Annotated in this window: 25 protein-coding genes, 1 tRNA gene and 1 riboswitch; of the genes, 7 read left to right on the forward strand and 19 right to left on the reverse strand. The window is 68.7% G+C overall.

Translation table 11 applies throughout. From position 1 onward, the window contains the following. Positions 1-36: 36 nt before the first annotated feature. From ABZU69_RS12810 to ABZU69_RS12840, 7 genes are all read right to left on the reverse strand, one after another. Positions 37-579, reverse strand: a complete 543-nt coding sequence (locus tag ABZU69_RS12810; RefSeq protein ID WP_354964522.1) for a nuclear transport factor 2 family protein — start codon at positions 577-579, stop codon at positions 37-39. Between the two features lie 2 nt (positions 580-581). Next, complete coding sequence (locus ABZU69_RS12815; RefSeq protein ID WP_354964523.1) at positions 582-1,100, reverse strand: nuclear transport factor 2 family protein; 519 nt, start codon at positions 1,098-1,100, stop codon at positions 582-584. A 5-nt stretch (positions 1,101-1,105) separates the two neighbouring features. Next, positions 1,106-2,251: an MFS transporter gene (locus ABZU69_RS12820; protein ID WP_354964524.1), complete on the reverse strand. Its 1,146-nt coding sequence runs from the start codon at positions 2,249-2,251 to the stop codon at positions 1,106-1,108. Then, positions 2,229-2,498, reverse strand: a complete 270-nt coding sequence (locus ABZU69_RS12825; RefSeq protein WP_354964525.1) for a hypothetical protein — start codon at positions 2,496-2,498, stop codon at positions 2,229-2,231. The genes ABZU69_RS12820 and ABZU69_RS12825 overlap by 23 nt, the downstream gene beginning before the upstream one ends. A 164-nt stretch (positions 2,499-2,662) precedes the next feature. Then, a complete protein-coding gene (locus tag ABZU69_RS12830; RefSeq protein ID WP_354964526.1) occupies positions 2,663-3,376 on the reverse strand; it encodes a maleylpyruvate isomerase family mycothiol-dependent enzyme in 714 nt (237 codons plus the stop codon). After that, a complete protein-coding gene (locus ABZU69_RS12835) occupies positions 3,373-4,257 on the reverse strand; it encodes a fumarylacetoacetate hydrolase family protein (RefSeq protein WP_354964527.1) in 885 nt (294 codons plus the stop codon). Before ABZU69_RS12835 ends, ABZU69_RS12830 begins: the two co-directional genes overlap by 4 nt. After that, a complete protein-coding gene (locus tag ABZU69_RS12840; RefSeq protein WP_354964528.1) occupies positions 4,254-5,387 on the reverse strand; it encodes a cupin domain-containing protein in 1,134 nt (377 codons plus the stop codon). The genes ABZU69_RS12835 and ABZU69_RS12840 overlap by 4 nt, the downstream gene beginning before the upstream one ends. Before the next feature lie 203 nt (positions 5,388-5,590). On the opposite strand from ABZU69_RS12840, the gene ABZU69_RS12845 reads away from it, so the two are divergent. Beyond that, on the forward strand, positions 5,591-6,364 hold the full coding sequence (locus ABZU69_RS12845; protein ID WP_354964529.1) for an IclR family transcriptional regulator: 774 nt from the start codon (positions 5,591-5,593) through the stop codon (positions 6,362-6,364). An 86-nt stretch (positions 6,365-6,450) separates the two neighbouring features. Here ABZU69_RS12845 and ABZU69_RS12850 read toward each other — a convergent pair whose 3' ends face one another. The 3 genes from ABZU69_RS12850 to ABZU69_RS12860 form a co-directional block, all read right to left on the reverse strand. Next, positions 6,451-7,008 carry an integrase core domain-containing protein gene (locus ABZU69_RS12850; RefSeq protein ID WP_354964530.1) on the reverse strand — a complete coding sequence of 186 codons (558 nt, stop codon included), beginning with the start codon at positions 7,006-7,008 and terminating at the stop codon, positions 6,451-6,453. A 233-nt stretch (positions 7,009-7,241) separates the two neighbouring features. After that, positions 7,242-7,571 (reverse strand): hypothetical protein, encoded by a 330-nt coding sequence (locus tag ABZU69_RS12855; RefSeq protein ID WP_354964531.1) that lies wholly within the window; start codon positions 7,569-7,571, stop codon positions 7,242-7,244. Between the two features lie 83 nt (positions 7,572-7,654). Further along, the gene (locus ABZU69_RS12860; protein ID WP_354964532.1) at positions 7,655-7,762 is read right to left on the reverse strand and encodes a winged helix-turn-helix domain-containing protein; all 108 of its coding nucleotides are present in this window, start codon (positions 7,760-7,762) and stop codon (positions 7,655-7,657) included. A gap of 379 nt (positions 7,763-8,141) precedes the next feature. After that, a riboswitch (S-adenosyl-L-homocysteine riboswitch) is annotated at positions 8,142-8,217 on the forward strand. Positions 8,218-8,243: 26 nt separating this feature from the next. On the opposite strand from ABZU69_RS12860, the gene metH reads away from it, so the two are divergent. Together metH and ABZU69_RS12870 are read left to right on the forward strand one after the other, a co-directional pair. Beyond that, positions 8,244-11,858 carry a methionine synthase gene (metH, locus tag ABZU69_RS12865; protein WP_354964635.1) on the forward strand — a complete coding sequence of 1,205 codons (3,615 nt, stop codon included), beginning with the start codon at positions 8,244-8,246 and terminating at the stop codon, positions 11,856-11,858. A gap of 575 nt (positions 11,859-12,433) precedes the next feature. Next, positions 12,434-12,506, forward strand: a tRNA-Arg gene (locus ABZU69_RS12870). Between the two features lie 92 nt (positions 12,507-12,598). Here the strand turns inward: ABZU69_RS12870 and ABZU69_RS12875 are convergent. Further along, complete coding sequence (locus ABZU69_RS12875; RefSeq protein WP_354964533.1) at positions 12,599-13,507, reverse strand: hypothetical protein; 909 nt, start codon at positions 13,505-13,507, stop codon at positions 12,599-12,601. Positions 13,508-13,881: 374 nt separating this feature from the next. On the opposite strand from ABZU69_RS12875, the gene ABZU69_RS12880 reads away from it, so the two are divergent. Further along, positions 13,882-14,370 (forward strand): hypothetical protein, encoded by a 489-nt coding sequence (locus ABZU69_RS12880; protein WP_354964534.1) that lies wholly within the window; start codon positions 13,882-13,884, stop codon positions 14,368-14,370. 75 nt (positions 14,371-14,445) lie between these two features. Here the strand turns inward: ABZU69_RS12880 and ABZU69_RS12885 are convergent, their stop codons facing one another. The 5 genes from ABZU69_RS12885 to ABZU69_RS12905 all read right to left on the reverse strand — a co-directional run bounded on the left by ABZU69_RS12885 (position 14,446) and on the right by ABZU69_RS12905 (position 18,442). After that, entirely contained in the window at positions 14,446-15,252 is an 807-nt protein-coding gene (locus ABZU69_RS12885; protein WP_354964535.1) for a hypothetical protein, read from the reverse strand. A gap of 208 nt (positions 15,253-15,460) precedes the next feature. Continuing rightward, positions 15,461-16,060: an ATP-dependent Clp protease proteolytic subunit gene (locus ABZU69_RS12890; protein WP_354964536.1), complete on the reverse strand. Its 600-nt coding sequence runs from the start codon at positions 16,058-16,060 to the stop codon at positions 15,461-15,463. A 136-nt stretch (positions 16,061-16,196) separates the two neighbouring features. After that, a complete protein-coding gene (locus ABZU69_RS12895) occupies positions 16,197-16,694 on the reverse strand; it encodes a helix-turn-helix domain-containing protein (protein ID WP_354964537.1) in 498 nt (165 codons plus the stop codon). Between the two features lie 111 nt (positions 16,695-16,805). Next, the gene (locus ABZU69_RS12900) at positions 16,806-17,918 is read right to left on the reverse strand and encodes a hypothetical protein (RefSeq protein ID WP_354964538.1); all 1,113 of its coding nucleotides are present in this window, start codon (positions 17,916-17,918) and stop codon (positions 16,806-16,808) included. An 11-nt stretch (positions 17,919-17,929) separates the two neighbouring features. Continuing rightward, complete coding sequence (locus ABZU69_RS12905; RefSeq protein WP_354964539.1) at positions 17,930-18,442, reverse strand: SigE family RNA polymerase sigma factor; 513 nt, start codon at positions 18,440-18,442, stop codon at positions 17,930-17,932. A 168-nt stretch (positions 18,443-18,610) separates the two neighbouring features. Here ABZU69_RS12905 and ABZU69_RS12910 point away from each other — a divergent pair, with 168 nt between their 5' ends. Continuing rightward, the gene (locus tag ABZU69_RS12910) at positions 18,611-19,624 is read left to right on the forward strand and encodes a potassium channel family protein (RefSeq protein ID WP_354964540.1); all 1,014 of its coding nucleotides are present in this window, start codon (positions 18,611-18,613) and stop codon (positions 19,622-19,624) included. Between the two features lie 22 nt (positions 19,625-19,646). Here ABZU69_RS12910 and ABZU69_RS12915 read toward each other — a convergent pair whose 3' ends face one another. Continuing rightward, positions 19,647-20,135 (reverse strand): MarR family winged helix-turn-helix transcriptional regulator, encoded by a 489-nt coding sequence (locus ABZU69_RS12915; RefSeq protein WP_354964541.1) that lies wholly within the window; start codon positions 20,133-20,135, stop codon positions 19,647-19,649. An 82-nt stretch (positions 20,136-20,217) separates the two neighbouring features. On the opposite strand from ABZU69_RS12915, the gene ABZU69_RS12920 reads away from it, so the two are divergent. Both ABZU69_RS12920 and ABZU69_RS12925 read left to right on the forward strand, forming a co-directional pair. Beyond that, positions 20,218-20,862, forward strand: a complete 645-nt coding sequence (locus tag ABZU69_RS12920) for an NAD(P)H-dependent oxidoreductase (RefSeq protein WP_354964542.1) — start codon at positions 20,218-20,220, stop codon at positions 20,860-20,862. A 343-nt stretch (positions 20,863-21,205) separates the two neighbouring features. Next, positions 21,206-23,008: a trypsin-like serine protease gene (locus ABZU69_RS12925; RefSeq protein ID WP_354964543.1), complete on the forward strand. Its 1,803-nt coding sequence runs from the start codon at positions 21,206-21,208 to the stop codon at positions 23,006-23,008. A 226-nt stretch (positions 23,009-23,234) separates the two neighbouring features. Here ABZU69_RS12925 and ABZU69_RS12930 read toward each other — a convergent pair whose 3' ends face one another. Both ABZU69_RS12930 and ABZU69_RS12935 read right to left on the reverse strand, forming a co-directional pair. Further along, the gene (locus ABZU69_RS12930; RefSeq protein WP_354964544.1) at positions 23,235-24,272 is read right to left on the reverse strand and encodes a 2-oxoacid:ferredoxin oxidoreductase subunit beta; all 1,038 of its coding nucleotides are present in this window, start codon (positions 24,270-24,272) and stop codon (positions 23,235-23,237) included. Then, positions 24,265-26,112: a 2-oxoacid:acceptor oxidoreductase subunit alpha gene (locus tag ABZU69_RS12935; RefSeq protein WP_354964545.1), complete on the reverse strand. Its 1,848-nt coding sequence runs from the start codon at positions 26,110-26,112 to the stop codon at positions 24,265-24,267. The genes ABZU69_RS12930 and ABZU69_RS12935 overlap by 8 nt, the downstream gene beginning before the upstream one ends. Positions 26,113-26,222: the final 110 nt, after the last annotated feature.

The following is a 26,222-nucleotide window of genomic DNA, read 5'->3' on the forward strand; positions in this document are numbered from 1 at the left end:
TGAGCCGTCATGACACGGTGTGATCGGTTCGCCGACTCACGCTCCGTCGATCGGCCCCCGACCGAAGATGGACAGCACCTCGTAGCTCCGGTCCGCCGGCCCGGGCCGGCTGATCTCCATAGCGAACTTCCCGTTGTACAGCGCCGTATCCACCGGGCGTTCCTGAATCCAGTCCCGGATGACGTCGCGGTAACTGATCTTCCAGACGCCGTGTCGCAGTTCATAGCGGTTGAAGGTTCGGCTCGCCGCAACTATCTCGCTCGCCGGTTCGGAAATACGGTGGTAGGAGATGCGGTGGACCTCACCCTCTGCCCGATCCCCAGCCACCTGGTACCACTCGTTGAACACGTAATGAGCGGTAAGTTCGTAGCTCTTGACGAAATCGCCCAGGATCCAGCCCACGAAGCCATCGGCGGTGCCCGTGAACATGTTGCCGTGCTGCACGACCGCGTCGTCGAAGTAGATGGACCGCAGCAGCTCGGGATCGCGCCGGTCTATGCCCCGGCAGTACGCCATCTCGAGTTCATGCAACCGCTCTTTCGCCTGCAACGTCCGCAGGTAGGAAGAATCGCTCGTCATAGTCATTTCCGATCACGATCAGTTATATTCATCGGGGCCTCCGAATCGTCAGGGGCCTTTCTGGCGACCCAGTTCCACTGGGATTCGTCGAACCCCTCGGCGCCGAGCGCCTCTGCTCGACGGGACTGGATCAGCCATCCGTCAACCCTGAGCACCAGGCGGTCGCGATAGCGGAGACGAGCGACACCGGTCGTCATGTCCCAGCCCTGGTGCCAGGCGGTCACGTAGGTGAGGGCGTTCGCCCCGCCAGCGTCGAACCGGAGGCTGGTCTGCCCCAGGATGTGTTGGGTCCGCCGGAAGAGCGCCTGCCTCGCCTTCATGCCGGCCAGCACCTTGTCGCGACCCTTGATCGGCCCTCCCCTGCCGGGCCCTTGGTCCATGACGCAGTCATCAGCGAAGACATCGGCGAGTGCGGCTATGTCGTACTCGTCGAGCTTCTCGCAGTAGCGCGCCAGCAACTCGGTGATCAGGTAGCGATTGATCACATCGGTGATCGCTTCTCGCCCCGGTTGGTCCGCCATGAGTGCTACGCCCCCTGAGAGGACACGCCGAGGTTCGAGCCAGCGGCGGACGCGACCTTGTCCGTGGCCGTCTCACGAGACGCGCCGAATTCCCGCCCGGCCGTCTCCGGTGCGAAGTAGGCGGCCACGGCGCACAGGGCACAGACAGCCGCGAAGTAGATGACCACCGGGGTCAGCCCACCGGCTGCGTACAGCGCCGCCGCGATGAACGGCGCGAACCCGCCGCCGACGACGTTCCCGATCTGCGCGGCGATGTTGACGCCGGTGGTCCGGATGTCGTCGTCGAAGAGTTCGCTCAGATAAGCCGCCTGAGGACCGTACTGCAGATCGCGGCCGGTGTTGATTATGAGAACGAACGCCAGCACGATCAAGAGTACCGAACCGGTGGAGACCATCGGGAAGAAGACTACCGCGAGAAGAACCGACAGTAGCGCCCCACCCAGGTAGAGGGGCCGGCGACCGACGCGATCCGACAGACTGCCGAAGAGGGGAAGGGTGGCAATCGCGATGGTCACGACGAGGATCGTCGAGAGCAGCACCACCTGCTTGCTCATCTTCAGTACGGTCGTGGTGTAGAAAAGCGTGAATACGGTGACGATGTAGTAGGTGACGCTCTCCGAGAGCCGCAGGCCCGCCGCGATAAGCAGTTCCTTGGGATGACGCCGAAACACCTCGAGCGTCGGAGACTTCCTCTTGTTCCGCTCATCCGACCTGACCGACTGGAATACCTCGGTCTCCTGCAGGGTGCGTCGCATGATCAGGCCCGCGACCGCCAGCACCACACTGAACAAGAACGGAACTCGCCAACCCCAGGCGAGGAATTGGTCCTCAGGCAGCAGAGCCATCAGCGAGAATAATCCCGTGCTCAGGATGGTCCCCACGCCACCGCCGATCTGCAGCCAGCCACCATACAGCCCGCGCTTCTGCCGGGGAGCTGACTCGACGATCATGGCCGCGGCGGTGCCCCACTCACCCCCGACCGCCATTCCCTGAACCACCCTCAGAATGACAAGCAGGATGGGCGCCCCGATACCGAAGGTATCGGCCGTGGGAAGAAGTCCGATGAGGGTCGTCGTGATACCCATCGTCATGAGGGTCACGATGAGCGTGATCTTGCGACCTTTTCGGTCACCGAGGTAGCCGAAGATCACACCGCCGATCGGTCGGGCTAAGAAACCGACCCCCGAGGGTCGCGAACGAGGCGAGGGTGCCACCGAGGTCACCGGCGCCGGGAAAGAACAACTTGTTGAACACGAGGACCGAAGCGGTGCCGTACAGGAAGAAGTCGTACCACTCCAGGACGGTGCCGAGTACGGAAGCGGCCGTCACCCGGCGGGCCTGGGAGTTGGCCGGCGCGACCTGTGAGGAATCGTCCGCCTCTGCTGTTGTCGTTCTCAATCTATCTCTCCGTATCAGGCGAGCAGGAAACAGCTATTTGGTTGCTTTCTTGGTCAGCCCTTGTGGGACTGATCGGTATGCTCGGTAGGCCCCCGCTCCGGCAACCGGCTTCGCTGCCCGGACCAGATCACGACGGACGAATCGGCTGCGGCGCTGATAGCCGGTTACAGCCAGGCGGGCAACGCGGGGGCCGGGGCGCCGGGTGGCGGTTGGTCGGCGCGACCGGTGAGCCACCGCGCGAGCACGTCCAGGGGTGCGCTCACGGTGACCGGCTCGCCGTGGCCGTCGACCCGCCAGACCTGCTCGTCGTCGGTGGTTCGCAGATGTAGCTTGGGACCGTCGCCGAGCGACGAACGACGTGCGGTCACGTCGGCGATCAGCGCGGCCAGCAGGTCCGCGGGCAGGTCGGCGAACTCGGTCCCGCCCGCCAGGTCGACCGCGTGCACCGCCACCTCCCGGGTGCGCATCCACGGGATCTCGCTCGCGGGCACGGTGCGGCCCTGGGCGGTGATCACCCGCGCCTGCCAGGCCGGGTCGGGTAGCTCGGCTAGATCGGCCGCCAGCCGGTGCGCCGAGGTTCGTACCCGGTCCCGCAGCCGCTGTGGCGACAGGGTGGCACCCTGCGCGATGTCCGCCGCGCGTTGCTCGGGTGAGGCGTACATCGGGTTCGGTTGTCCCGTACGGGCCCAGCCGGCCAGCCGCCGGAGCGCCTCGGCGTTGGACGCCAGATGCGCCAGCACGTGCCGGCGGGTCCAGCCGGGCAGCCCGGTCGGCTGGTCGAGCGCCGCGTCGTCGAGCCGGTCCATCGTGACGAACAGCAGCTCCGTCCCCAGGCCCAGCCACCCTCGGCGGAGGCGGTCGCCGCCGGCGGCATTCATACCGGCGGCTCCGATGTGGCGGGGGCGTCCAGCGGCACGTCGCCGCCGGTCGTCTCCTCGGCGACGGTCAGGTTGTCCAGCCGGCCAATGCCGCTGATCTCGGTGACCAGTCGGGCGCCCGGCCGCAGGTAACGGGCGGGCTTGCGGGCGTGCCCGACTCCGCCGGGGGTGCCGGTGGCGATCACGTCCCCCGGACGCAGGGTGAGGATCCGCGAGATGTACCGCACCAGGGCGACCGGGTCGAACACCAGGTCATCGGTCGAGGCCTGCTGCACCACCTCGCCGTCGACGGACCCGGTGAGCCGCAGCCGGGGACGTACGCCGCCGGGCAGCTCGTCGGGGGTCACCAGCACCGGCCCGAACGGGGTGCTCGCCTCGAACGTCTTGCCCTGCAGCCACTGGACGGAGCGGTACTGCCAGTCGCGCATGGTGACGTCGTTGAGGACGGCGAAGCCGGCGATGGCGGCTTCGGCCTCGCGCTCGTCGGCCCGGCGTACCGTCGCACCGATGACCACGGCCAGTTCGGCCTCCCAGTCCACCGCGTCGGACTCGGGCGGCAGCACGATCGGGTCGGTTCCGCCGACGAGCGCCTCGGGGTACTTCGCGAACAGAGTGGGGTGGGTCGGCAGCTCGCGGCCCATCTCGAGGACGTGGCTTCGATAGTTCAGACCGACGCAGAGGATCTTGCCCGGGGCCGGTACGACGGGGGCGAGTTCCGCCCCCGCCAGCTCGTACGTCGGCTCGCCAGCCGCAGCCCGTACCCGCCATTCCGGGTCAGCCAGCAGGGCACCCACGTCGTCGGCTCCGAGGTCGACGTAACCGGTGTCCGCTACCCGGACCGCCCGAGTGCCCTTCGGGGTACGCAGAGTGGCGAGTCTCATCGATGTGCTCCTTCAACCTGCACACGGTGGGCGTGCAGACGTTCAAAGATCGGCGTGTCACAGAATCGGAAAAGGTCGAGGCCGTCGTCGGCGGCGAGGACCAGCGAAGCCCAGGACGGTACGACGAAGATGTCCCCGCGCTCGGCCGACCACTCCCGGTCGCCGATCCGCACGGTCCCGCGACCGTCGAAGACCTGCCACACCGACGAGCCAACCTCCCGGCTACTCGCGGTCACGGTGTCGCGACGCAGACGATGGAACTCGGCGCGCAACGTCGGCATCACATCCCCGCCGGTGGTGGGATTGCTGAAGCGCACCGCCGCATGGCCGGGCTCGACCACGCCCGGGTGCCCTTCGTCCTCCAGCACGAGCTGATCCGCCAGCGCCGCGTCGGTGTACTCCCATCGATATGCGGCGATAGGGGAACTGGTCTCCCGCTGCGACCGGGACACCGGCCGCAGACCGGGGTGGGCCCACAGCCGCTCGGCCCGCGAGCGTGCGGGGGTGGAGGTGTCGCTGACCTGCTCCGGGCCGAATTCGAAGAACGCCGAGCCGGTGTAGTGCACGAACGGGATGTCGAGGCCGTCGAGCCAGGCCATCGGGGCGTCGCTGACGTTGTGGTGGCCATGGAAGTGCCAACCCGGAGTGAGCAGGAAGTCTCCGCGTCGCATGGCGACCGGATCGCCGTCGACCACTGTCCACACCCCCTCACCCTCCACCACAAAGCGGAAGGCGTTCTGGCTGTGCCGGTGTTCGGGCGCCGACTCGCGGGGGTTGAGGTACTGGATCGCCGCCCACAGGGTCGGGGTGGCGTACGGCGCGCCCCCCAGGCCGGGATTGGCCAGGGCGATGGCCCGCCGTTCGCCGCCGCGGCCGACCGGCACCAGGTCGCCGGCCCGCTCGGCCAGCGGCAGCAGGTGCTGCCAGCGCCACATGTGCGGCTGCGTCACGGGAGTCGGCTGCATCGGCATCAGGTTGCCGATCTCGGTCCACAGCGGGACGAGTTGCTCGTCGGTGAAGCCGCGGTAGAGCTGCTCCAGCGCCGGCCTCGGCTCCGGCTGGCCGCCGGCCTCGGCCGGACTGGCTGTCGCTGAGGTCGGCGAAGGGACGTCGCGGGCATCGTCGGACACCTGCGCTCCTTTCTGTGTCGGCTTCTTCTGGTTGGCCGGGCGGCGGCGGGCGGCCGGGTGCCTGCGTCTGTCGCACGTGTGGGCACGGAACACCAGCCAGCGCCGAGCCGCCGGCAGCGTCGTGGCTCCGGCCCAGTTCACTGGGTTGATCTCGCGAGGTGAACTCTAGGTAGGTTCTGTCACCCGGGATTTACTATTCTGTCATGCAGAACAAGCCGGCGTACGCGATCGAGTCCGTGGACCATGCCCTGCACCTCGCCCTGCTGCTGCAACAGGAGGGTCCGATCCGGGTCTCCGACGCCGCCGCGCGGCTGGGAATCGCCCGCTCGACCGCGCATCGCCTGCTCGCGATGCTCGTCTACCGGGACTTCGCAGAACAGGACGAGGACAAGCGCTACCACCCGGGTCCCGTGTTGCGGGTCGCGGCCGCCACGCCGGAACCGGTGTCCACCCTGCGCGCGGTCGCGCTGCCACACCTGCGCAACCTGATGGAACAAGTCGGCGAATCCGTCAATCTGCAGGTCCGGGTGGGCGACCAGATCCGGTTCGTGGTCTCGGTCGAATGCCACCAAGTCCTGCGCGTCGGCAACCGCGAGGGACGCGTGCTGCCCGCGCACCTCGTCTCCGGCGGCAAGGCCCTGCTCGCTACCCTCGACGACGCCGACCTGGCAGCCCTGTACGGTGCCGGGACACCACCGGAACTCGATCTAGCCGGGCTGCGGCGCGAGCTACGACTCGTGCGTCAACGAGGCTTCGCCCTCAACGACCAGAAGACCGAGAACGGCGTCACCGCTATCGGGAGAGTTGTCCGCAATGCCCGCGGAGTACCGCTCGCGGCGGTCTGCCTGGCCATGCCGACCGCGAGGTTCTCCCGGGACCGGCTGCCGGACTGGATCGCCGCCTTGACCACGACCGCGAGCCGGATCGAGCACGACCTCACCAGTCCCACCGTCAGCACGGACAGCCGGAAAGAATGACACCGCCGGCACCTTCGCGGCGTACCGGGACGGGACTCCCGGCGTGTCACGCCTGACGAATTGCCTTTCAGACCGCGGGCACGATCTCACCCTGTACGGTGCCAAAACTCTGTTTCGGGCTTGTGGGCTGCGAATTTGCGAGTAGCTCGAGCTGCCCGGTGATACTCGTTGATCACGCCGCCCAGGACGCGGCGCCGGCGGATCGGCTTGTCGATCGCGACGACCACGCCGGGGTCGTAGTCGGGTGGATGCTGATCCAGGCTCTGGTGTGGCCGGTGCCGGTCGAAGTGGTCCTCATAGTGGCGTAACACGGTACGGGCGTGCTGCTCGTTGGAGATCAATACCCGGTCGGTGCACTCGGCCCGGACACTGCGCACGAAGCGTTCCGCGAACGCGTTCGCCCTGGGCGTGCGTGGCGGAGTCTTCACCACGTCGATGCCTTCGGCGGCGAACACCGTGTCGAACGACGCGGTGAACTTGGCGTCGCGGTCGCGGATCAGGAACCGGCACAGTGTCATACGGTCACTGAGGTCCAGCACCAGGTTGCGGGCCTGCTGGGTAGTCCAGGCGGCGGTCGGGTGGGCGGTGACGCCGAGGATGTGCACCCGTCGGGTCGTGATCTCCATGACGAACAGCACATACATCCGCCGCAGCGTGACGGTGTCGATGTGGAAGTAGTCGGTCGCCAGCAGGCCGGACGCCTGCGCGCGCAGGAACGTCCGCCAATTGGTGTCGATCTCGTGTGGGGCGGGACCGCGCTTCGAGCTGGCGAGGATGCGACGGATGGTGCCGGCGCCGACCCGATGGCCGAGTCCGACGAGTTCGCCTTGGATGCGTCGGTGCCCCCAGCCGGGATTCTCCCTGGCCAGGCGCAGGATCAGGTCCCGGACATCGTCGCTGATCGGTGGTCGTCCGGGCCGGCTCGGGTAGGTCCAGTGCCGGCGGACCAGCCGGCGATGCCAGGCCAGCAGGGTGGCCGGGGTGACGATCCGATGCCTGAGAGTTCCCGTGGCAGGGCCCGGACCAGCGCGGACAACACCGCCCGCTCCGGCCAGGACAGGCGCGGCCGACCGACCTGACGGCGTAGCACCGCCACCTCGTGGCGCAGCACCAGCAACTCTGCGACCAGCGCGGACTCGCTGCGCGTGGCCAGCGGCAACCAGCCGAACATCCGCACCGCACTCAGGTACAGCAGCCGAACCAACACCCCTGCCATCCTGCGTCACTGCCGCGAAACAGCAGCTCACACCCTGTGCGACGAGTTTCGGCACGGTACAAGCCGGACATCCGTCACAGCAAATAGGACACCCCGCGCAGCGTGTAGGCGACGCCGAACCGGCGCTCGATCAATCTCGCGACCCGAGCCAACGTCCACCGAGCGTCAACACACCCCGGCACGACCAGACCTTCGTCTAGCAACCCGGCAAGCTATTTGCGCGCTGCTCAGCCGTGGGTCTACAGTCCGCGCCGTCGGGCTCGGACGAGGCTAGAGCCGCCAGCCCTCCGGCCGTAAATCCGCGCCGCCCTGCCGTGCCGACTTCTCCGAAACCCGCAGCTCAGAAGCGATCCGTGCCGGCGGGACGGTGCCGAGTTCGGACCCCCTACTGAGCCGATAACGCCGCGTCATCGTTTCGTGGCGGCGATGTGGCCCCGCCGCCACATCGCCCGTGAAGGGCGGGTGCTCGTCATGATCGGGCTTGCCGCGTGACCGCAGCCGTCAGACGTCGGGTTCTCACCGGGACGTCTAGACAAGCGGGTCTGGGTACTATCTGCCTGTCGGGTCGAGAGGCGCTGCGACGGGCGGAGCCCGCCACGCTCGGCCTTCATTTCTTCAACAAGGGCGCCTCCGAGCTTCGGAGGCGGCTGCTTGAGCGCGCTATTGAGCCAGAGAAGCACTGCATCGTCGCTGCGGCAGCTGATGTCCCAGCGTATTCTGGTGTTGGACGGCGCCTGGGGAACGATGTTGCAGGGCGCGCAGCTCACCGCCGCGGACTACCGAGGCGACCTGATTGTCGACCATCCGCAGGACGTTAGCGGTGATCCGGACCTGCTCAACCTTACGCGGCCGGACGTCATTGTGGACGTACATCGGCAGTATCTGGCCGCCGGCGCCGACATCACCACCACCAATACCTTCACGGCGACGAGGATCGGCCAGGCCGACTACGGGCTCCAGTCACTGGTTCATCAGATGAACGTTCAGGGTGCGCGGCTGGCCCGGCAGGCGGCGGACGAGTTTGGTGGGCGGTTCGTGGCCGGCTCGGTCGGGCCGCTGAACCTGACGTTGTCGCTATCGCCGCAGGTCGAGGATCCGGCGTATCGCGCCGTCGACTTCGACGAAGTGCGCGCGGCGTACGCCGAGCAGATCTCGGCCCTGGCCGAGGGCGGTGTCGACCTGCTTTTGATCGAGACGATTTTCGACACGTTGAACGCGAAAGCCGCAATCGCCGCGGCCCGTGAGGTCGCGCCGCATCTGCCGCTGTGGATCTCCGTCACCATCGTCGACCTCAGCGGCCGGACCCTGTCGGGGCAGACCGTGGAGGCTTTCTGGCGCTCGATAGAGCGGGCCGAACCGCTGGTCGTCGGCGTTAACTGCTCGCTGGGCGCGGCCGAGATGCGCCCGCACGTCGAGGAGCTTTCCAAGATCGCCGGTACCTATGTGGCGTGTCACCCTAACGCCGGTCTGCCGAACGCTTTCGGCGGCTACGACCAGACGCCGGAGGAGACCGCCGGCCTGATCGGCGAGTTTGCCGCGTCCGGCTTGGTCAACATCGTCGGCGGCTGCTGCGGCACCTCACCGGCCCACGTCGCCCGGATCGTCGCCGCCGTGGCCGGCACACCGCCACGGACAGTTGCCGTCCCGGCTGACACCACCCGGTTCAGTGGGCTGGAGCCGTTCACGATCGGACCAGACACCGGGTTCGTGATGATCGGTGAGCGCACCAACGTCACCGGCTCGGCCAAGTTCCGCCGGCTCATCGAGTCGGACAACTATCAGGGCGCGGTCGACGTGGCCCTGGAGCAGGTCCGCGGCGGCGCCAACCTGCTCGACGTCAACATGGACGCCGACCTGCTCGACAGCGAGCGCGCCATGACGACCTTCCTCAACCTCATCGCCGCCGAGCCCGAGGTCGCCCGGATCCCAGTGATGATCGATAGTTCGAAGTGGACGGTCCTCGAAGCCGGCCTCAAGTGCGTGCAGGGCAAGGGCGTGGTCAACTCGATCAGCCTTAAGGAGGGCGCGGAGTCATTCCTGGCTCAGGCCCGCCGGATCCACGATTACGGCGCCGGCGTGGTGGTGATGGCCTTCGACGAACACGGCCAGGCCGACACCACCGAACGCAAGATGTCCATCTGCGGCCGGGCCTACGATCTGCTCGTCGAGCAGGCCGGGTTCGCGCCGGAGGACATCATCTTCGACCCGAACGTCCTCGCGGTCGCCACCGGCATCGCCGAGCACAACGGATACGCGAAGGCGTTCATCGACGCCCTCCCGCTGATCAAGGCGCGCTGCCCGGGTGCTCGCACCAGCGGCGGCATCTCCAACCTGTCTTTCTCCTTCCGAGGCAACGACGTGGTTCGCGAGGCCATGCATTCCGCGTTCCTGTTGCACGCGGTCCGCGCGGGGTTGGACATGGGCATCGTCAACGCCGGCCAGCTCGCCGTGTACGCCGATATCCCCGCCGACCTCGTCGAACTCGTCGAGGACGTGATCTTCGACCGGCGCCCGGACGCCACCGACCGCCTGGTCACCTTCGCGTCGACCGTTACCGGTTCCGGCACGAAGCGCGAGGTCGACCTGTCCTGGCGCGAGGCACCAGTGACCGAGCGGCTGTCGTACGCGCTGGTCCACGGCATCGTCGACTTCATCGAGCAGGACACGGAGGAGGCCCGGCAGGGCCTGGCCCGACCTCTCGATGTTATCGAGGGTCCGCTGATGAACGGGATGAAGATCGTCGGCGACCTGTTCGGCGCCGGCAAGATGTTCCTGCCGCAGGTGGTCAAGAGCGCCCGGGTGATGAAGCGCTCGGTCGCCTACCTCGAGCCGTTCATGGCGGCCGAGAGGGAGCAGGCCCGCCTGGAGGGCCGGGTCGACCCGGGCCGCGGGCAGGGCAAGGTCGTGCTGGCGACCGTGAAGGGAGATGTGCACGACATCGGCAAGAACATCGTCGGCGTGGTCCTGGGCTGCAACAGCTACGAGGTCATCGACCTGGGCGTGATGGTTCCGGCCGGCCGGATTCTGGACATGGCCGTCGCCGAAGGCGCTGACGCCATCGGCCTGTCCGGCCTGATCACGCCATCGCTGGACGAGATGGTCACAGTCGGCGCCGAGATGCAGCGCCGCGGCCTCAAGGTGCCCCTGCTGATCGGCGGGGCCACGACATCGCGTCAACACACCGCCGTCCGCATCGCCCCCTCGTACGACGGCACAACCGTGCACGTGCTCGACGCGTCCCGGGTCGTCGGCGTGGTGTCCGACCTGCTCGACGATGGCCGGGCCCGCGAGCTGGACCGCGCCAACCGCGTCGAGCAGGAGCAGTTGCGCGAGGCGCATGCCAACCGGCGCTCCCAGCCGATGCTCGGCTTGGCTGAGGCTCGCGCCAACCGCGAGGAGGTCGACTTCAGCGATCTGCCGACCCCGGACTTCACCGGCCGGCGGACGGTCCAGCCCACCCTTCCCGAGCTGCGCGAGATGATCGACTGGCAGTTCCTGTTTCTGGCCTGGGAACTCAAGGGCAAGTTCCCGGCGATCCTGGATCAGCCGGTCGCCCGCGAGCTCTACGACGACGCCAACACACTGTTGGAAAAGATCACGAAGGACGACTCCTTCCAGGCCCGAGGCGTCTACGGCTTCTGGCCCGCGCACTCCGAGGGCGACGACATTGTCCTCGGCAGCGGGGTGCGCCTGCCGATGCTGCGCCAGCAGACGGTGAAACCGGCCGGCCGCGACAACCGCTGCCTGGCCGACTACGTGGCCCCCGACGGTGACCACCTGGGTGGCTTCGCCGTGACTATCCACGGCGCCGATTCCCTGGCCGCGCACTATGAGGCCCGGCACGACGACTACCGCGCGATCATGGTTAAGGCGCTGGCCGACAGGCTTGCCGAGGCCTTCGCCGAGTACATCCACCTGAAGGCCCGCCGCGACTGGTTCGAGCCAGACGCCAAGCCGGACCTCGGCGACCTGCACGCCGAACGCTTCCGGGGCATCCGACCGGCGCTTGGCTATCCGGCCAGCCCGGACCACAGCGAGAAGCGGGAACTGTTCGACCTGCTGAAGGCCGCCGAGCTCGGCCTCGGCCTGACGGAGTCCTTCGCGATGACGCCGGCCGCCAGCGTCAGTGGGCTGATCTTCGCCAACCCGGCGGCGAAATACTTCACAGTGGGCCGTATCGGCAAGGACCAGATCGAAGACTACGCCGCCCGCCGCGCCATCAGCGTCGCCGACGCCGAGCGGTGGCTGCGACCCAATCTGGCCTATGAACCGTCCTGACGGGTGTACCGGCCGGGCGGGATCGCCACGCCGTGGCGCGGTCGGCGACGACGAAGCGCCGGCGCCGCCGGGAGTTGCTGCCGTAGTGGCCACGATCCACGTTTCGTCTCAGAGCAGCCGTTACTGGACGCCACCGTCAACGTCCGCCGTCCCAGGTGCAGGTCACGATGCCCGGAGTCTGACCGAGCAGCCCGATGGGCCACGACGTGCCGTTCAGCCCGTGGCGTTGCAGCCGCGCGATCAGCTGCTCCTCGTGGGTGTTAGGGCCGCGTCGTGGGTGGCGAGGTCTCAACGAGGGTGCGGTCGGGCGTGGGGTGCGAGGCGAAGCGAGGGTCCGCCGATGGACCCTTATTGATCTTACTGATGTGTACGTAGTGTGATCTCCAGCGGAAACCAGCCCGGGCTAATCCCTGCCACTGGGGGTCAATCTGGGTCAACGATCATGGTCGCAGGCCCGTCCGGTGTGATCCGCGTGTGGTCGTCGGCCTGGGCGGTTCGCCGGGTCAACCCAGGTCAACGCCGGTCACTCCCTGCCAACGCGGGTCGACCCGCAGGTCGCTACACTGGCCACTCGCGCCCCCGTAGCTCAGGGGATAGAGCATCGGTTTCCTAAACCGTGTGTCGCAGGTTCGAATCCTGCCGGGGGCACCTCGATGATCAGCCAGAAAGCTACCTGAGCAGGAAACACGCACCGGCTCCGCTAGGAGCCGGCCTGCGGTGGCAGCCCAGCAACGGCTCAGCTATTCGTGATGACGGAGCCCTCGCGGGTCGCGCTGCCGACCGGACGGGTGGAAGCGCCGGTGCACCGCCGGGACAAACAGCAGGATCACGACGACGGTTGCCGCGCCCACAAGCAGGGGTAGCACCAGCGCATCGCCAACGCGAACCCAGGTCGGCGCCCAGATATGCCCCGGGTTTTCAGCGGATGAGCCTGGATCGTTGATGAACGTCAGGCCACAGCAAAGAGCGAATGGAGCGGTCAGGATGCAGGTCGTCACATGTGCCAACGTCCTGCCGCGCACGAGCCCCGCCATGGACAGGAGCAGGCCAGCCACGGCCAGGCCGGACAGAACCAAGGCCAGTTGATTGACGACTTGGATGCCGAGGTCTGCAGAACCACTCCGGTTGGACGCCTCCCCGGGCGGCACGTAGTACACGGCGTCGTAACGCGTAAGGTCGTAAATGATCGTTGCGGCGTTGAGCGCCAGGCCGAGCACCAGCACCCCGACCGCGACTGCCGGCGCGAGCACCGGCCACCGCGATATCGGCGTCACGGCAAGCCACGCCGGCAACAGGATCTCCCCAAGACCACCGACGGACCATACACAAACCCACCATGTGGACAGCAACACCGTGAGGTTTGGCCGGTCAGAGGGCGGGGATGCGCAATCGTGCGCATCGACGTAGACGAACCAAGGGCCGCCGAACAGTTCTGGGAAGGGATGCGGGCGGTGGCCGCTGCCGCTGCGCGGCACCAGGACTACGACCTTTACAGGGCGATCGTCAAGATCGGCCGAGCGGCCCTGGCTCAAGGTGTCGAACTGGTGCCATCCGGCGGGATGTTCCTTCAATGTCCGGTTTGCGATGCCCTGGCAGCCCAACGCTGTGTCAACGTGCCTGGCCACCCTTTGAGCGACGACGCGCTCCACCGCCAGCGCATCGAGTTGGCTGAGAAGGCGCTGAGCGGGGAAGTGCCTCTCCCCACTCCACTCCGCTGATGACCTCTGGGGCAAGATCCAGGTAGGCGAGGCGAGGCGAAGGCGCTCCCGGCCGTGGCGACGGGGGCTTCGGCTCTGGATGCCTCCCGCCGTGCCTCCCGCCGGGACGACCCGCAGACCCCCACAGGCAGGGCTGATATCCGGACGCCTATCGGACCGACAGACGTGCGGTCTTGGACAGTGGCCGTCAGCGGGTGATTGGGTTCCCGAAGCAGTCGACCGTTCGACTGCTGACAGGACCTGGGCTGAGTCACCGCGCCGCCCGTTCGGCGCCGTGACGACCCCGCGAGACCAAGGACGGCGCCATGCTTTTTCTCGTGTTGCTCCTCGCCGCGCTCGGCGGCGCCGTCACTACGGTGGTCCTCACCGTTCGGGGGCTCGTCGCGGTGTTTCGTAGAGGCGGGCGCTCCCGGCCGGCGCGGCTGCGGGCGGCGGCGCTCCTCGTCGGCGCCGCCGCCGTCGCCATGTACGCGTGGGGACTGCTCCACGTCGGCGTCGCGGTGATGCAGGCGGAGGAGGACGGGGGAGCTGGCTCCTTCCCGATCCAGCCGTGTCGGGAAGCCGGGACGCAACTGGCGAGCCAGGTCACCGGGTACGGGGTCAGCTACCTGCCGCTCCGTTTCGAATGCCACCTCGACGGTGGCGACACGTACGTCACGTCGTCCGTGCCGGGGTACGTCAACCCGGCCGCGGTCGCCCTCGGACTGGCCACCGCCGTGTGCGGGCTCCTCGCCACGACGACGGCAAAGAGCGCCCTACCGCCGGCCTCGTACGCGGCCGATCGCGATGGCTGATCGCGGCGGTGGTGTTCCCGCAGAAACGGTCGGTGCCCTCCGGACCATCCGGAGGGCACCGCGTTCTATCGGGAATCAGAGGAACTTGTACATCTCCGCGGAGGCGGGCTCGGTCTCGTTGGCGGGCGGTACGGTCACCGAGACCTTCTCGCCGAAGTCGCTCATGCGCATGTCGGTGACCAGGTCGCCCACCGTCTTCGTGGCGATCGTGTAGGACAGCGCGGTGAGGCGGCCATCGGCGTCGACAGTCGCTTCGAACGGGATCGCCGTCGGGTCCTTCGCCAGCTTCGCGGACGACTCCAGGCCCTGGCGCATGCCGCTATCGGAACTGGCGGCCTCGGCCGCCTTGCCCAGGTCGGCGGTGCCGGTGTAGCGGCCGCCGCCCGCATCCTGCGCCGACACGACGCCGCCGATGATGCCGGTCTGCGCCTTGAGGTCGAAGGACTGGCGCAGCGAGCTGGTCGGCTTGAGCTTGCTGAGGTCGATCTTCATCCACGGCTTCTCGCCCTCGAGCGAGTCCGACTTGATGTAGGCCGCGTCGTCGATCAGCCGGGCCTCCATCGGCTCCGGGGCATTGCCGGTGACCTGGACCGCCCGGGAGGCGGGGTCCATCTTTCCGCTGAGCGTGATCGACTGGGTGCCGGCCTTGATCGAGGCGTCCATGGTGACCGTGTCGGCGAGGCTGCGATCCATGGCCTGCCGGATGGCGGTGACCGGGTCCGCTGTGGACGTTGCGGGTGCGGCGGAGTCGCCGGTGGAGTTGGTGCCACAGCCAGCCACGAGGGCGGCGGCGAGGGCGATCGAAAGGGTTGGGATCAGTCGACGCATAGACGCGACCCTAACGGACCGCCGCTGGCCGCCTTTCTCCAGCATCACCCCCATCGCGATGCCGAGGTGTCGGTGGCTGGGGGCGCATCAGATTTACGCCGATCTCTGTAACGAGAATCTGTGGAAATGCGCTGCGCCTCTCCAGCCGAGCCTATTCCCACCGGCGGGAATAGGCTCGGACGTATCGGGGCCGGCACCACTCAGGCCCGCTCGTGCCTGGTCGGACGCGGATCGAGGGGGCCGCGTCCGGCGTTGGCACAGGTCAGACCGACGGTAGCTGCTCGGCGCGGGTGAGCACGTGGTCGATCAGGCCGTACTCCAAGGCCTGTTCGGCCGTGAACCAGCGGTCCCGGTCCCAGTCCCGCTGGACCTCGTCCAGCGTCCGTCCACTGTGCTGTGCGATCAACTCCTGCATGGTCCGCTTCACGTGCAGCATGTTCTCCGCCTGGATGGTGATGTCCGAGGCGGTGCCGCCCATCCCGCCGGATGGCTGGTGCATCATCACCCGCGAGTGCGGCAGCGCGTACCGCTTGCCGGCCGCGCCGGCGCACAGCAGGAACTGCCCCATCGAACCGGCGAACCCCAGCGCCAGCGTGGCCACGTCGTTGCGGACGTAGCGCATTGTGTCGTAGACCGCCATCCCGGCGCTCACCGAGCCGCCCGGCGAGTTGATGTAGAGGTAGATGTCCCGCTCGGCGTCCTCGGCGGCGAGCAGCAGGATCTGCGCGCAGATCTGGTTGGCTGATTCCTCGGTCACCTCGGTGCCGAGGAAGACGATGCGCTCCCGCAGCAGCCGCTCGAACACTTGATCACCGAAGGACGGCTGCCCGCCGTCCAGCATCCGTACACCATTGTCGATCATTCGCAGTCGCCCTCCGCCGTGCCGGCGGGCGGTGGGACCGCCCGGTGGACCGGCCCCTCCAGCGTGCGCGCGGCGACGGTGGCTGGCCCAGGGATTCTTCCGCCGGCAGATCCGCCGACGGCAGAACCCGCGCGGCCTACGCGGCGGTCAGCCGCCGCGCACCCGCCCGGGCCCGCGCACAGCCCCGCAGGGCGGCGGTACGCGGACCGGGGCGCAAGCCACCGGCGGAGGCCATCGCGCCGACGTGCAGGGTCGGGCCGGCCGCCCCCGGCCCCCGGTGCAGGATCGGCCCGGCGGTGCGCGGGCCCACCCGCAGTGTGTGGTTGCCGGCGTCCCGTCGAGCCACCTCGACCCGCTCGAGCCGGCTCAGCACCGCCCGCGGCGCGGCCGGGATGCGCGGCTCGACCCGGCGCAGATCGTCGCGGGCCTCCTCCAGCAGGTCGGAGAGGCGGATGCCGAGCGCCCGGCAGATCGCCGCGAGCACCTCCGACGAGGCCTCCTTGCGGCCCCGCTCGACCTCTGACAGGTACGGCACGGAGACGCCGGCGGACGCGGCCACCTCGCGCAGCGTGCGGCCCTGGCTCTGGCGCAGGCGGCGCAGCACCCCGCCGATCACTCGTCGCAGCAACGACATGCGGACCTCACTCTCGCGGTCGTCGGTTTGGCCACCCCCATCATGCCCGTTGCCGGCCGTCGGGGCCGACCCGTCCGGGCCCGCCCCGCGGCTTGGCGCGGGCCCGACGGTTCATCGGGTCAGGTGGGTGTGCCAGTCGGCCGGGTCCCGAGTCAGCGTGATGTGCCGGAACAGGGCCCGGGTGCCGCCGGCGGGCAGCAGGGCGCTGTCGTCGAACGACACGTTCGCCCCGTTCACGTCGTAGACGGTCAGCGACTCGTTGCCGTCCTGTCCACCGAACCGCGCCTGGTGCCCGTCGACGGTGGTGTTCGGGTCGACGTACTCATTGTCGGCGGGATCGGTGATGTGGCGGTAGCGGGAGACCCCGACGGACAGCGTTCGGGCCCGCTGCCACTGGGGCTCGGCGGTGGTCGGCTGCGCGGTCCAGGTCCACCCGGCGTACCAGGACCGGGGCTCGTCCAGTGACTCGGACACGTTGACCGTGATCATCCGAAGGTTGGTGGGCAGTCCCGCCACGGTCGCCGGCATCGGGACGGTGTCCGCGCCGAATCGCAGCGATCGGGCAACCTGTACCGCGGTGCCCCGTACGTCCGGTCCGGTGCCGACCACCCGGAGCTGTGCCCAGCCGTCCGGGGCGTACCGCCAGCGCAGGATGGCCTCCGGCGCCTCGGCGCCGCCGTACGCGGTGAAGGTGCTGGCCCCGCCGTTCAGGTCGGGCCCGTCGCTGGTGTCGGTCACGGTGGCCGGCTGCCCGCTGTCGCGCTGCGGTGCCGGTGGCTCCACTCCCTTCGGGTAGAGGTCGACGCTGACGCTCCGCCGCTGGTCACTGCCGGGGGCGTTGGACGCGCCGAGGTAGACCCCGGGACCGGAGAGCAGCAGCCCGGCCTGGTACTGGAGATTGGGCAACCCGTCCGGCAGCCAGCCGAACCGGACGTACACGCGTTGTGGATCCACCGCGGTGAGTGCGGCCGGCAGACCGGTCTGGCCGGCGGGGGCTGCCGCACCGGACGGTGCCGGCGGGCCCTCCGGGGCGAACAGGTCGGGGACGGTCAGCCCGCCGACGGCCAGCGCCGCCACCAGCAGCGCCGCACCGACCCCCTGTGCGCGGCGGCGCTGCCGCCGCGCGGCGGTCATCGCCCGGTCCACGTCCAACACCGCGGAGGGTCGCTCCGCCGATTCGATCTCGGCCAGCATCAGGTCGCCAATCTGGCGTTCATCCAGCATCGTCGCTCCTCTCAGTTGCCGGTCAGGCTGGTGGACAGCAGGGTGCGCAGGGTGGCCAGACCCTTCGCGGTCTGACTCTTGACGGTTCCCGTCGTGCAGCCCATGGCCCGGGCGGTCTCCTCGACGCTGAGATCCTGGAAGTACCGCAGGACCAGCACCGCGCGTTGGCGTGGAGGCACCTGTCGCAACGCGCCGACCAGGGTGATCCGGTCGGTCGGGTCGGTGGCGGCCGTCGACACGTCGGGCAGTGCGGCGCCGAGCCGTACCCGGGACCAGCGCAACCGCCGCTCGTCGATCAGCCGCCGCAGCAGCATGGTGCGGACCAGGGCGTCCAGGTGATCGGCCTGCCGCACTCGGCTCCAGGAGCGGTACAGCTCGGTGAGCACCCGTTGCAGGATGTCGTCGCCCCGGTCCCAGTCCCCGCACATGAGGTACGCGGTCCGTCGCCACTGGACCATCCGGGATCTCACGTACTCGGTGTATTCGTCGTCGGCCTCGGCTCGCCGTCCGCCGCTTGTCGTCACGAGGGTCGCGCCCCCTCCGTCTGCCGGCCCGCACCGGTTCGTCGTTGTCGTCAGGTAGTCGGGTGCGGGCCCGGGGCCGGTTGTCCGCCGCGCGACCCGGACGTGCGGCGTACGGCCCACCAGCTATGTTGTGGGCGTGCAGGTGACAGTGGCGGAGCAGGTTCGACGGTGATCCATTTCCCTGCGCAGCGTCGGGGTCCGCTGAGCGCGCTGAGCCTACGGCTGGCCGCCGCGCTGGCCCTGGTCCTGGCCGTGGTCAGCGCGGTCTACCTGGACCGGGACGGCTACCGCGACGTCAACGAGGACGGCCTGACGCTGCTCGACTGCTTCTACTACGCGGTCGTCTCGCTCTCCACCACCGGCTACGGGGACATCACCCCGGCCGCGCCGTCGGCCCGGCTGGTCAACGTCCTCTTCGTCACGCCCGCCCGGGTGCTCTTCCTGATCATCCTGGTCGGTACCACCCTGGAAGTCCTGACCGATCAGTACCGGACCGGCCGTCGCCTGTCGCGGTGGAGGAGAACCGTGAAGGACCACGTCATCATCTGCGGCTACGGCACCAAGGGCCGCAGCGCGGTCTCCGCCCTGCTGGAGAACGGCCTCGATCGGTCGAGGATCGTGGTGGTGGAGCGCAGTAGCGCTGCCCTGCGGCAGGCCACCTCTGCCGGACTGGTCGCGATCGAGGGCTCGGCGACCCGGTCGTCCGTGCTCAACGAGGCGCACGTCCGGAACGCGAAGGCAGTGATCATCGCGACCGACAGCGACGACGCCTCGGTGCTGGTGGCGCTGACCGTGCGGCAGCTCACCGCGGGTCAGGTCCGGATCATCGCGGCTGCCCGGGAGGCGGAGAACGCCCCGCTGCTCAAGCAGAGCGGTGCGCACCACGTGATCGTCTCCTCGGCCACCGCCGGTCGGCTGCTCGGTCTCTCCACCTCGGCCCCGCCGCTCATCGACGTGGTGGAGGACCTGCTCACCCCGGGTCAGGGCATGGCGCTGGCGATGCGCTCGGCGGAGCGGGACGAGGTGGGTCGTTCGCCGCGCGAGCTGGATTCTCTGGTGATCGCCCTGGTGCGGCGGGGCAAGGTGGTCACCCTGGCCGACCGGGCCGGCGCCGTGATCGAGACCGGCGACATGCTGGTGCACGTCCGCGACGACCGCCCCCAGTCGACCTCGGCGGTCTGAGGCGCCCGCCGCTGCGACGGCGTCAGCGGCCGTCGACGGGAGACGTGTCCTCGAGGATCACCGCTTCGCAGGCGACCGTCGTCCCGCTGGCGGCCTGTCGGAGCAGTAGGTAGAGCTTCTCCCGATCGTCGGGCTCCAACGCCCCCAACACCTCGTTCTCGACGGCGGCGATGGCGCATTCGGCCTCGCTGAGGCGTTTTGCCCCGTCATCGGTGAGTTCGACGACGTGCCGGCGGCGATCCGCGGCCGAGCGGCGCCGCTGGACCAGCTGCATCGACTCAAGGTCGTTGAGCAGCCCGACGATGTTGGTGCCGTCCATGGCCAGGGTGCGGGCGAGCGCCTGCTGGCTGGTGCCGCCGCCGTCCCGCAGCACGGTGAGCGCGACCAGATGCCGCGGCCGCAGGCCCAGCGGCGACAGCACCGACTCGGACCGCAGCCGCATACGCCGGGCCAGATGGTCCAGCAGCGGGCCGGAGCGGTGCTCCGAAGAGTCGAGCGATGCGGCGGGCATGTGACCCAGTCTACCGAGCTGATGGAACATCGGCCTGCTATAAATAGTTGGCGCTTCACGAACGATCCCTGGAGGAGGAATCATGCATCTGCTGCATATCGACTCGAGCATCCGTGGCGAATGGTCCGTCAGCCGGAGGCTCACCGCCCGCGCTGTCGCCGTCTGGCAGGCGGCCCACCCCAACGGCACGGTGGCGTACCGAGATCTGGGCGCCGAGCCGCTGCCGCACCTGGACGCGGCGGGCGGCCTGGCCCGGATGACGCCCCCCGACGAGCACACCCCGGCGCAGCGCGAATCCTGGGAGCTCAGCGAGCAGTTGATCCACGAGGTGAAGCAGGCCGACGTGGTGCTGCTCGGGCTGCCGCTCTACAACTACGGCGCGCCCAGCAGCGTCAAGGCCTGGGTCGACCACCTGATCGTGCCCGGTTTGGCGTACGACCCGGCCTCCCAGCAGGGTCTGCTCGGCGGGCGGGAGTTCGTCGTGCTGGCCACCCGGGGTGGTGGCTACGGCGAGGGCACGCCCCGCTACGGCTGGGACCACGCCGAGCCGTGGCTTCCGCACGGCCTCGCGCTGACCGGCATGGAGCCGCGCTTCATCAGCACCGAGCTGACCCTCGCCCCGTCGGTCCCGGCGATGGCCGAGCTGATCCCGCTGCACGAGGCGAGCCTCGCGGCAACCGAGAAGGAGATCGACAACCTCTGGCTGCCGTCCTCCGCGCAGCGCTGAGCGAGACCTCTGGTCTGGACGGTGGCTGGCCGTTCCGCGCCGGAAGGCCAGCCACCCCCGGACGGAGGTCCCACGTTCCTCCCCTAGGCCGAGCGAAGACCCTCTATTTGGAGCTTTTTTCGCGCCGTGATGCTTGCTACGGTGTGGCGGCTTGGAACTGCCAATGAGGTCGCCGCAGCGAGTGCTCGCGCGGTGTCGCTGGCGCAGGCACGACGGGGGAACAATCGCACGGCGCCGGAGGCTCCGGCGTCGGTCGTCACCTTCCCGTCCGTTCGGACGCATCTCATCCGGGCCGTTCCGAGTACCTCGTTAATCGGACGACGGGAAACAATCAGTGGCTGAAGTGGCAACATCCGCAGGAGCCCGACGGCGGTGGTACGCCGGTGTCGCGGCGGGCCTCGCTCTCGCGGGCGCGGCGGCGGTCGCACCCGCGACCAGTGCTCACGCCGCCCCCGCCGGGGGCGACGTGTACGACGCGGCGAGCAGTTCCCAACCGGACCGGTTCAGCAAGTTGCCGAACCTGCACAAGGGGAAGCTCACGCTTCCCGAGCCGGGCGCCAAGGGCCGGGCGTTCGAGTCCGGCTCGATTGCGTCTCCCAAGGTCTTCCAGGGAAGTCTGGCGAGCGCCTCCGAGTTTCCGTACATCGTGGGCATCGTCACCAGTATTGAGGAAGGTGGGGAGTACTACTGGTACTGGTGCACCGGCTCGATCATCGCCCCCAACAAGGTGCTGACGGCCGCGCACTGCACCGCCGACGGGCCCGGCACCACGCGGGTCCTCGCCGGCAAGGACCGGCTGTTCGACAGCAACGGTCAGATCATCCCCGGCAGCGGTTACGTCGCCGAGGTCAGCTCGACCTGGACCCACCCGAGCTGGAACATCGCCCAGCAGTACCAGGACCCCTACGCTCCGATCCTGGACGACGTCTCGGTCCTCACGCTCAAGCAGAACCTGCCCAGCGCGTACACCCCGGTGGCGCTGAGCGCCCAGGGCGACCAGAGCCCGTACGCGGCCGGCACGCCGGCCCAGATCGCGGGCTACGGCGTCACCTCGTCGAACGACGCGGTGATGGACAGCCGGCTGCGCAAGGCGACCGTCCCGATGCGGTCCAACGAGGACTGTGCAGCTGGCGCGCTCTACCGATCCGACCGGATGATCTGCGCCGGTTCGGGCACCGACACCACGCCGGGCAGCGACACCTGCGGGGGTGACTCGGGCGGTCCGCTGCTCGTCAACGGGGTCCAGGTCGGCATCACCGACTGGGGCTTCGAGCCGTGCGGGTCGTCCCCGGGTTACTACGAGCGGCTGAGCTACTACAGCAACGCCATCAAGGCGGACCTGACCCGGCCGAAGCTGATCAACGCCGACTGGTCCGGCGACGGGCACACCGACCTGATCGGTCGGGACAGCGCGGGCAACCTCCAGCTGTACTACGGCAGCGGCTTCTCCAACGACGGTAGTGGCGGCTTCTACTACAAGCGGAAGATCAACGCGGGGTGGTCCGGCTTCACCCGGGTCTTCCGGGTCTACAACTGGAACGGCGACAACAAGCCGTCCATCATGGCCATGAAGCCGACCGGTGAGCTGTTCATCTACGACTCCGACGGCGCGGGCAACTTCGTCGGCGGGGCCCGGAAGATTGGCAGCGGGTGGGCGGGTTTCACCGCTCTCATGGTGACGAACAACTGGCTGGGTAACAACCGGCCGAGCCTGATGGTCCGCAAGTCCAACGGCGACCTGATCCGCTACACCAGCAACGGTGCGGGCGGTTGGGAGAACCCGTCGGGCACCCGGATCGGCACCGGCTGGAACGGGTTCAACCTGTTCCTCACCCCGGGCGCCTGGAAGGGTGACGGGCTGGAGGTGCTGATCGGCCGCACCTCCACGGGCGTGCTGAAGATGTACCAGTCCAACGGCACGGGCGGCTGGACCAACCCGTCCGGTACCCAGATCGGCAGCGGCTGGGCCAACTACAAGAACATCATGGTTCCGGGTGACTGGAGCGGCGACAACATGATGGATCTGTTGGGCGTCAACAGCAGCAACCAGATGCGTCTCTACACCACCAACGGCTACGGCCAGTGGCTCGACGCGAGCGGCAAGGTGATCTCCAGCGGCTGGGGCGGTTTCAACCCGATCTTCTGATCGAGGTCTGCGCCACCGCAAACGGAAGGGGCCCGCAACCGGATCGGTTGCGGGCCCCTTCTCATCGCTGTCCAGCTGCCACGAGCGCCCCTGCGGTTCCTCGGCCCAACCCTCGTGCCAGCCCAACACAGTCACGAGCGTTATACCTCAGAGTCATATCTATGCCTCAGAGGTATAACGCTCGCGGACGTTCCGGCGCCGGCCCGGCCGTGCTCGGAACGTCCGGTCAGAGGATGGTCCAGGTGTCGCCGCTGCCCAGCAGGCCGGCGAGCTGCTGCTCGGGGGTCTCGGTGACCTTCGCCTTGGCGGCGGCGAGCTGGCTCTGCACCACGCTGTCGTACGACGGCCGGTCCACCGAGCGGAACACTCCGATCGGGGTGTTGCGCAGGTCCAGGCCGGGCAGTCGGGACAGCGCGAACGCGTACGCCGGGTCGGCCACCGTTGCGTCGTGCACGACGATCTCCTCTGGGCGGACCGAGCTGGTCTCCCGGACCTCCAGGCCGAACCCGCCCGGCGGGTGCACCACGCAGAACCGGCCGTCGGCGCCGCCGAAGGTGATCGGCTGCCCGTGCTCCAGGCGGATCAGGTAGTCGTCCCGGGTCGCCGGATCCTTGAGCTGGTCGAACGCCCCGTCGTTGAAGATGTTGCAGTTCTGGTAGATCTCCACGAACGCGGAGCCCTGGTGCTCGGCCGCAGCCCGCAACACCGACTGCAGGTGCTTGCGGTCCGAGTCGATGGTCCGGCCGACGAAGCTGGCCTCCGCGCCGAGCGCGAGGGAGAGCGGGTTGAACGGGGCGTCCGCCGAACCGGCCGGGGTCGACTTGGTGATCTTCCCGACCTCGGAGGTGGGCGAGTACTGCCCCTTGGTCAGCCCGTAGATCCGGTTGTTGAACAGCAGGATCTTGAGGTTGACGTTGCGCCGCAGCGCGTGGATCAGGTGGTTGCCGCCGATGGAGAGCGCGTCACCGTCACCGGTGACCACCCAGACCGACAGGTCGGGCCGGGACACCGAGAGGCCGGTCGCGATCGCCGGAGCGCGGCCGTGGATCGAGTGCATCCCGTACGTGTTCATGTAGTACGGGAAGCGGGACGAGCAGCCGATGCCGGAGACGAAGACGGTCCGCTCCCGGGGGATGTTCAGCTCCGGCATGAACTGCTGGATGGCCGCCAGGATCGCGTAGTCACCGCAGCCGGGGCACCAGCGGACCTCCTGGTCGGACTTGAAGTCCTTGGCGGTCAGCTTGAGGGCGACGGGCTCAGACATTCTTCAGCACCTCTTCCAGCGTCGTCTCCAGCTCCGTGGACGTGAACGGCAGGCCGCGGACCTGGTTGTAGCTGATCGCGTCGACCAGGTAGCGGGCCCGGATGACGTGGGCGAGCTGGCCCAGGTTCATCTCCGGAATGACCACCCGATCGTAGGAGCGCAGCACCTCAGCCAGGTTGGCGGGCATCGGGGCGAGGTGCCGCAGGTGCGCCTGGGCGATGGACAGGCCACGCTGGCGGAGCTGGCGGCACGCCGCACCGATCGGCCCGTACGTCGAGCCCCAGCCGAGCACCAGCACGCGGGCGTCGCCGTCCGGGTCCTCCACCTCGATGTCCGGCACGGGGATCGTCTCGATCCGGGCCGCGCGGGTGCGGACCATGAAGTCGTGGTTGGCCGGGTCGTAGGAGATGTCGCCGGTCTTGTCGGCCTTCTCCAAGCCGCCGATCCGGTGCTCCAGGCCCGCCGTACCCGGGATCGCCCACGGCCGGGCCAGGGTCTCTGGGTCGCGCAGGTAGGGCAGGAAGGTGGTGCCGTCCTCGCCGTTGGGCTCGGTGGCGAACTCCACCCGCAGGTCGGGCAGCGACTCCACGTCGGGCAGCAGCCACGGCTCCGAGCCGTTGGCGACGTAGTTGTCGGAGAGCAGGATCACCGGGGTGCGGTAGGTCAGCGCGATCCGGGCCGCCTCCAGCGCGGCGAAGAAGCAGTCCGACGGCGACCTGGGCGCGATCACCGCGACGGGTGCCTCGCCGTGCCGGCCGTAGAGCGCCATGTTGAGGTCGGCCTGCTCGGTCTTGGTCGGCATGCCCGTCGACGGGCCGGCGCGCTGCACGTCCACGATCACCAGCGGCAGCTCCAGCGCCACCGCGAGGGAGATCGTCTCGCTCTTGAGCGCCACACCGGGGCCACTGGTGGTGGTCACCCCGAGCGACCCGCCGTACGACGCGCCCAGCGCCGCCCCGACCGCGGCGATCTCGTCCTCCGCCTGCATGGTGAGCACGCCGAAGCGCTTGTGCTTGCTCAGCTCGTGGAGGATGTCCGACGCTGGCGTGATCGGGTACGCGCCGAGGAAGACCGGCAGCCCGGAGCGGACTCCGGCGGCGACCAGACCCAGCGAGAGCGCCGCGTTGCCGGTGATGTTGCGGTAGGTGCCCGGCTGCATCTTCGCCGGCTTGACCTCGTAGCGGACCGCGAAGTCCTCGGTGGTCTCGCCGAAGTTCCAGCCGGCCTTGAAGGCGGCCACGTTCGCCGCGACCAGCTCGGGACGGGCGGCGAACTTACGCTCCAGGAAGCGCAGCGTCGACTCGTAGGGCCTGGAGTACATCCAGGAGAGCAGGCCGAGGGCGAACATGTTCTTCGACCGCTCGGCGTCCTTCTTGGACACGTCGTACGCGGCCAGGGCGCCGACGGTCATCGAGGTCAGCGCCACCGGGTGCACGACATAGCCGGCCAGCGAGTCGTCGTCCAGTGGGCTGGCCTGGTAGCCGACCTTGGCGAGGTTGCGCTTGGTGAACTCGTCGATGTTGACGATGATGTCCGCGCCGCGGGGCAGGTCGGCCAGGTTGGCCTTGAGCGCCGCCGGGTTCATCGCCACCAGCACGTTGGGCGCGTCGCCCGGGGTGAGGATGTCGTAGTCGGCGAAGTGCACCTGGAAGCTCGACACGCCGGGCAGGGTGCCGGCGGGCGCCCGGATCTCGGCGGGGAAGTTGGGCAGTGTGGAGATGTCGTTGCCGAGCTGCGCCGTCTCCGAGGTGAACCGGTCGCCGGTCAGCTGCATGCCGTCGCCGGAGTCACCGGCGAACCGGATGACCACCCGGTCGAGTTGACGGATCTGCTTGGTCACGCCTGCACCTCGCTTCGCTGCGCGCGGTCGCGCGGGCGGCTGAACATGATGGTGACCTCGCCTTGCCCGGTCACGGGACCTCCTTGACGCAACGCTGCACCGCACCGCTC

This window comes from Micromonospora sp. NPDC005206 (assembly GCF_040608175.1).
Classification (GTDB): Bacteria; Actinomycetota; Actinomycetes; order Mycobacteriales; family Micromonosporaceae; genus Micromonospora.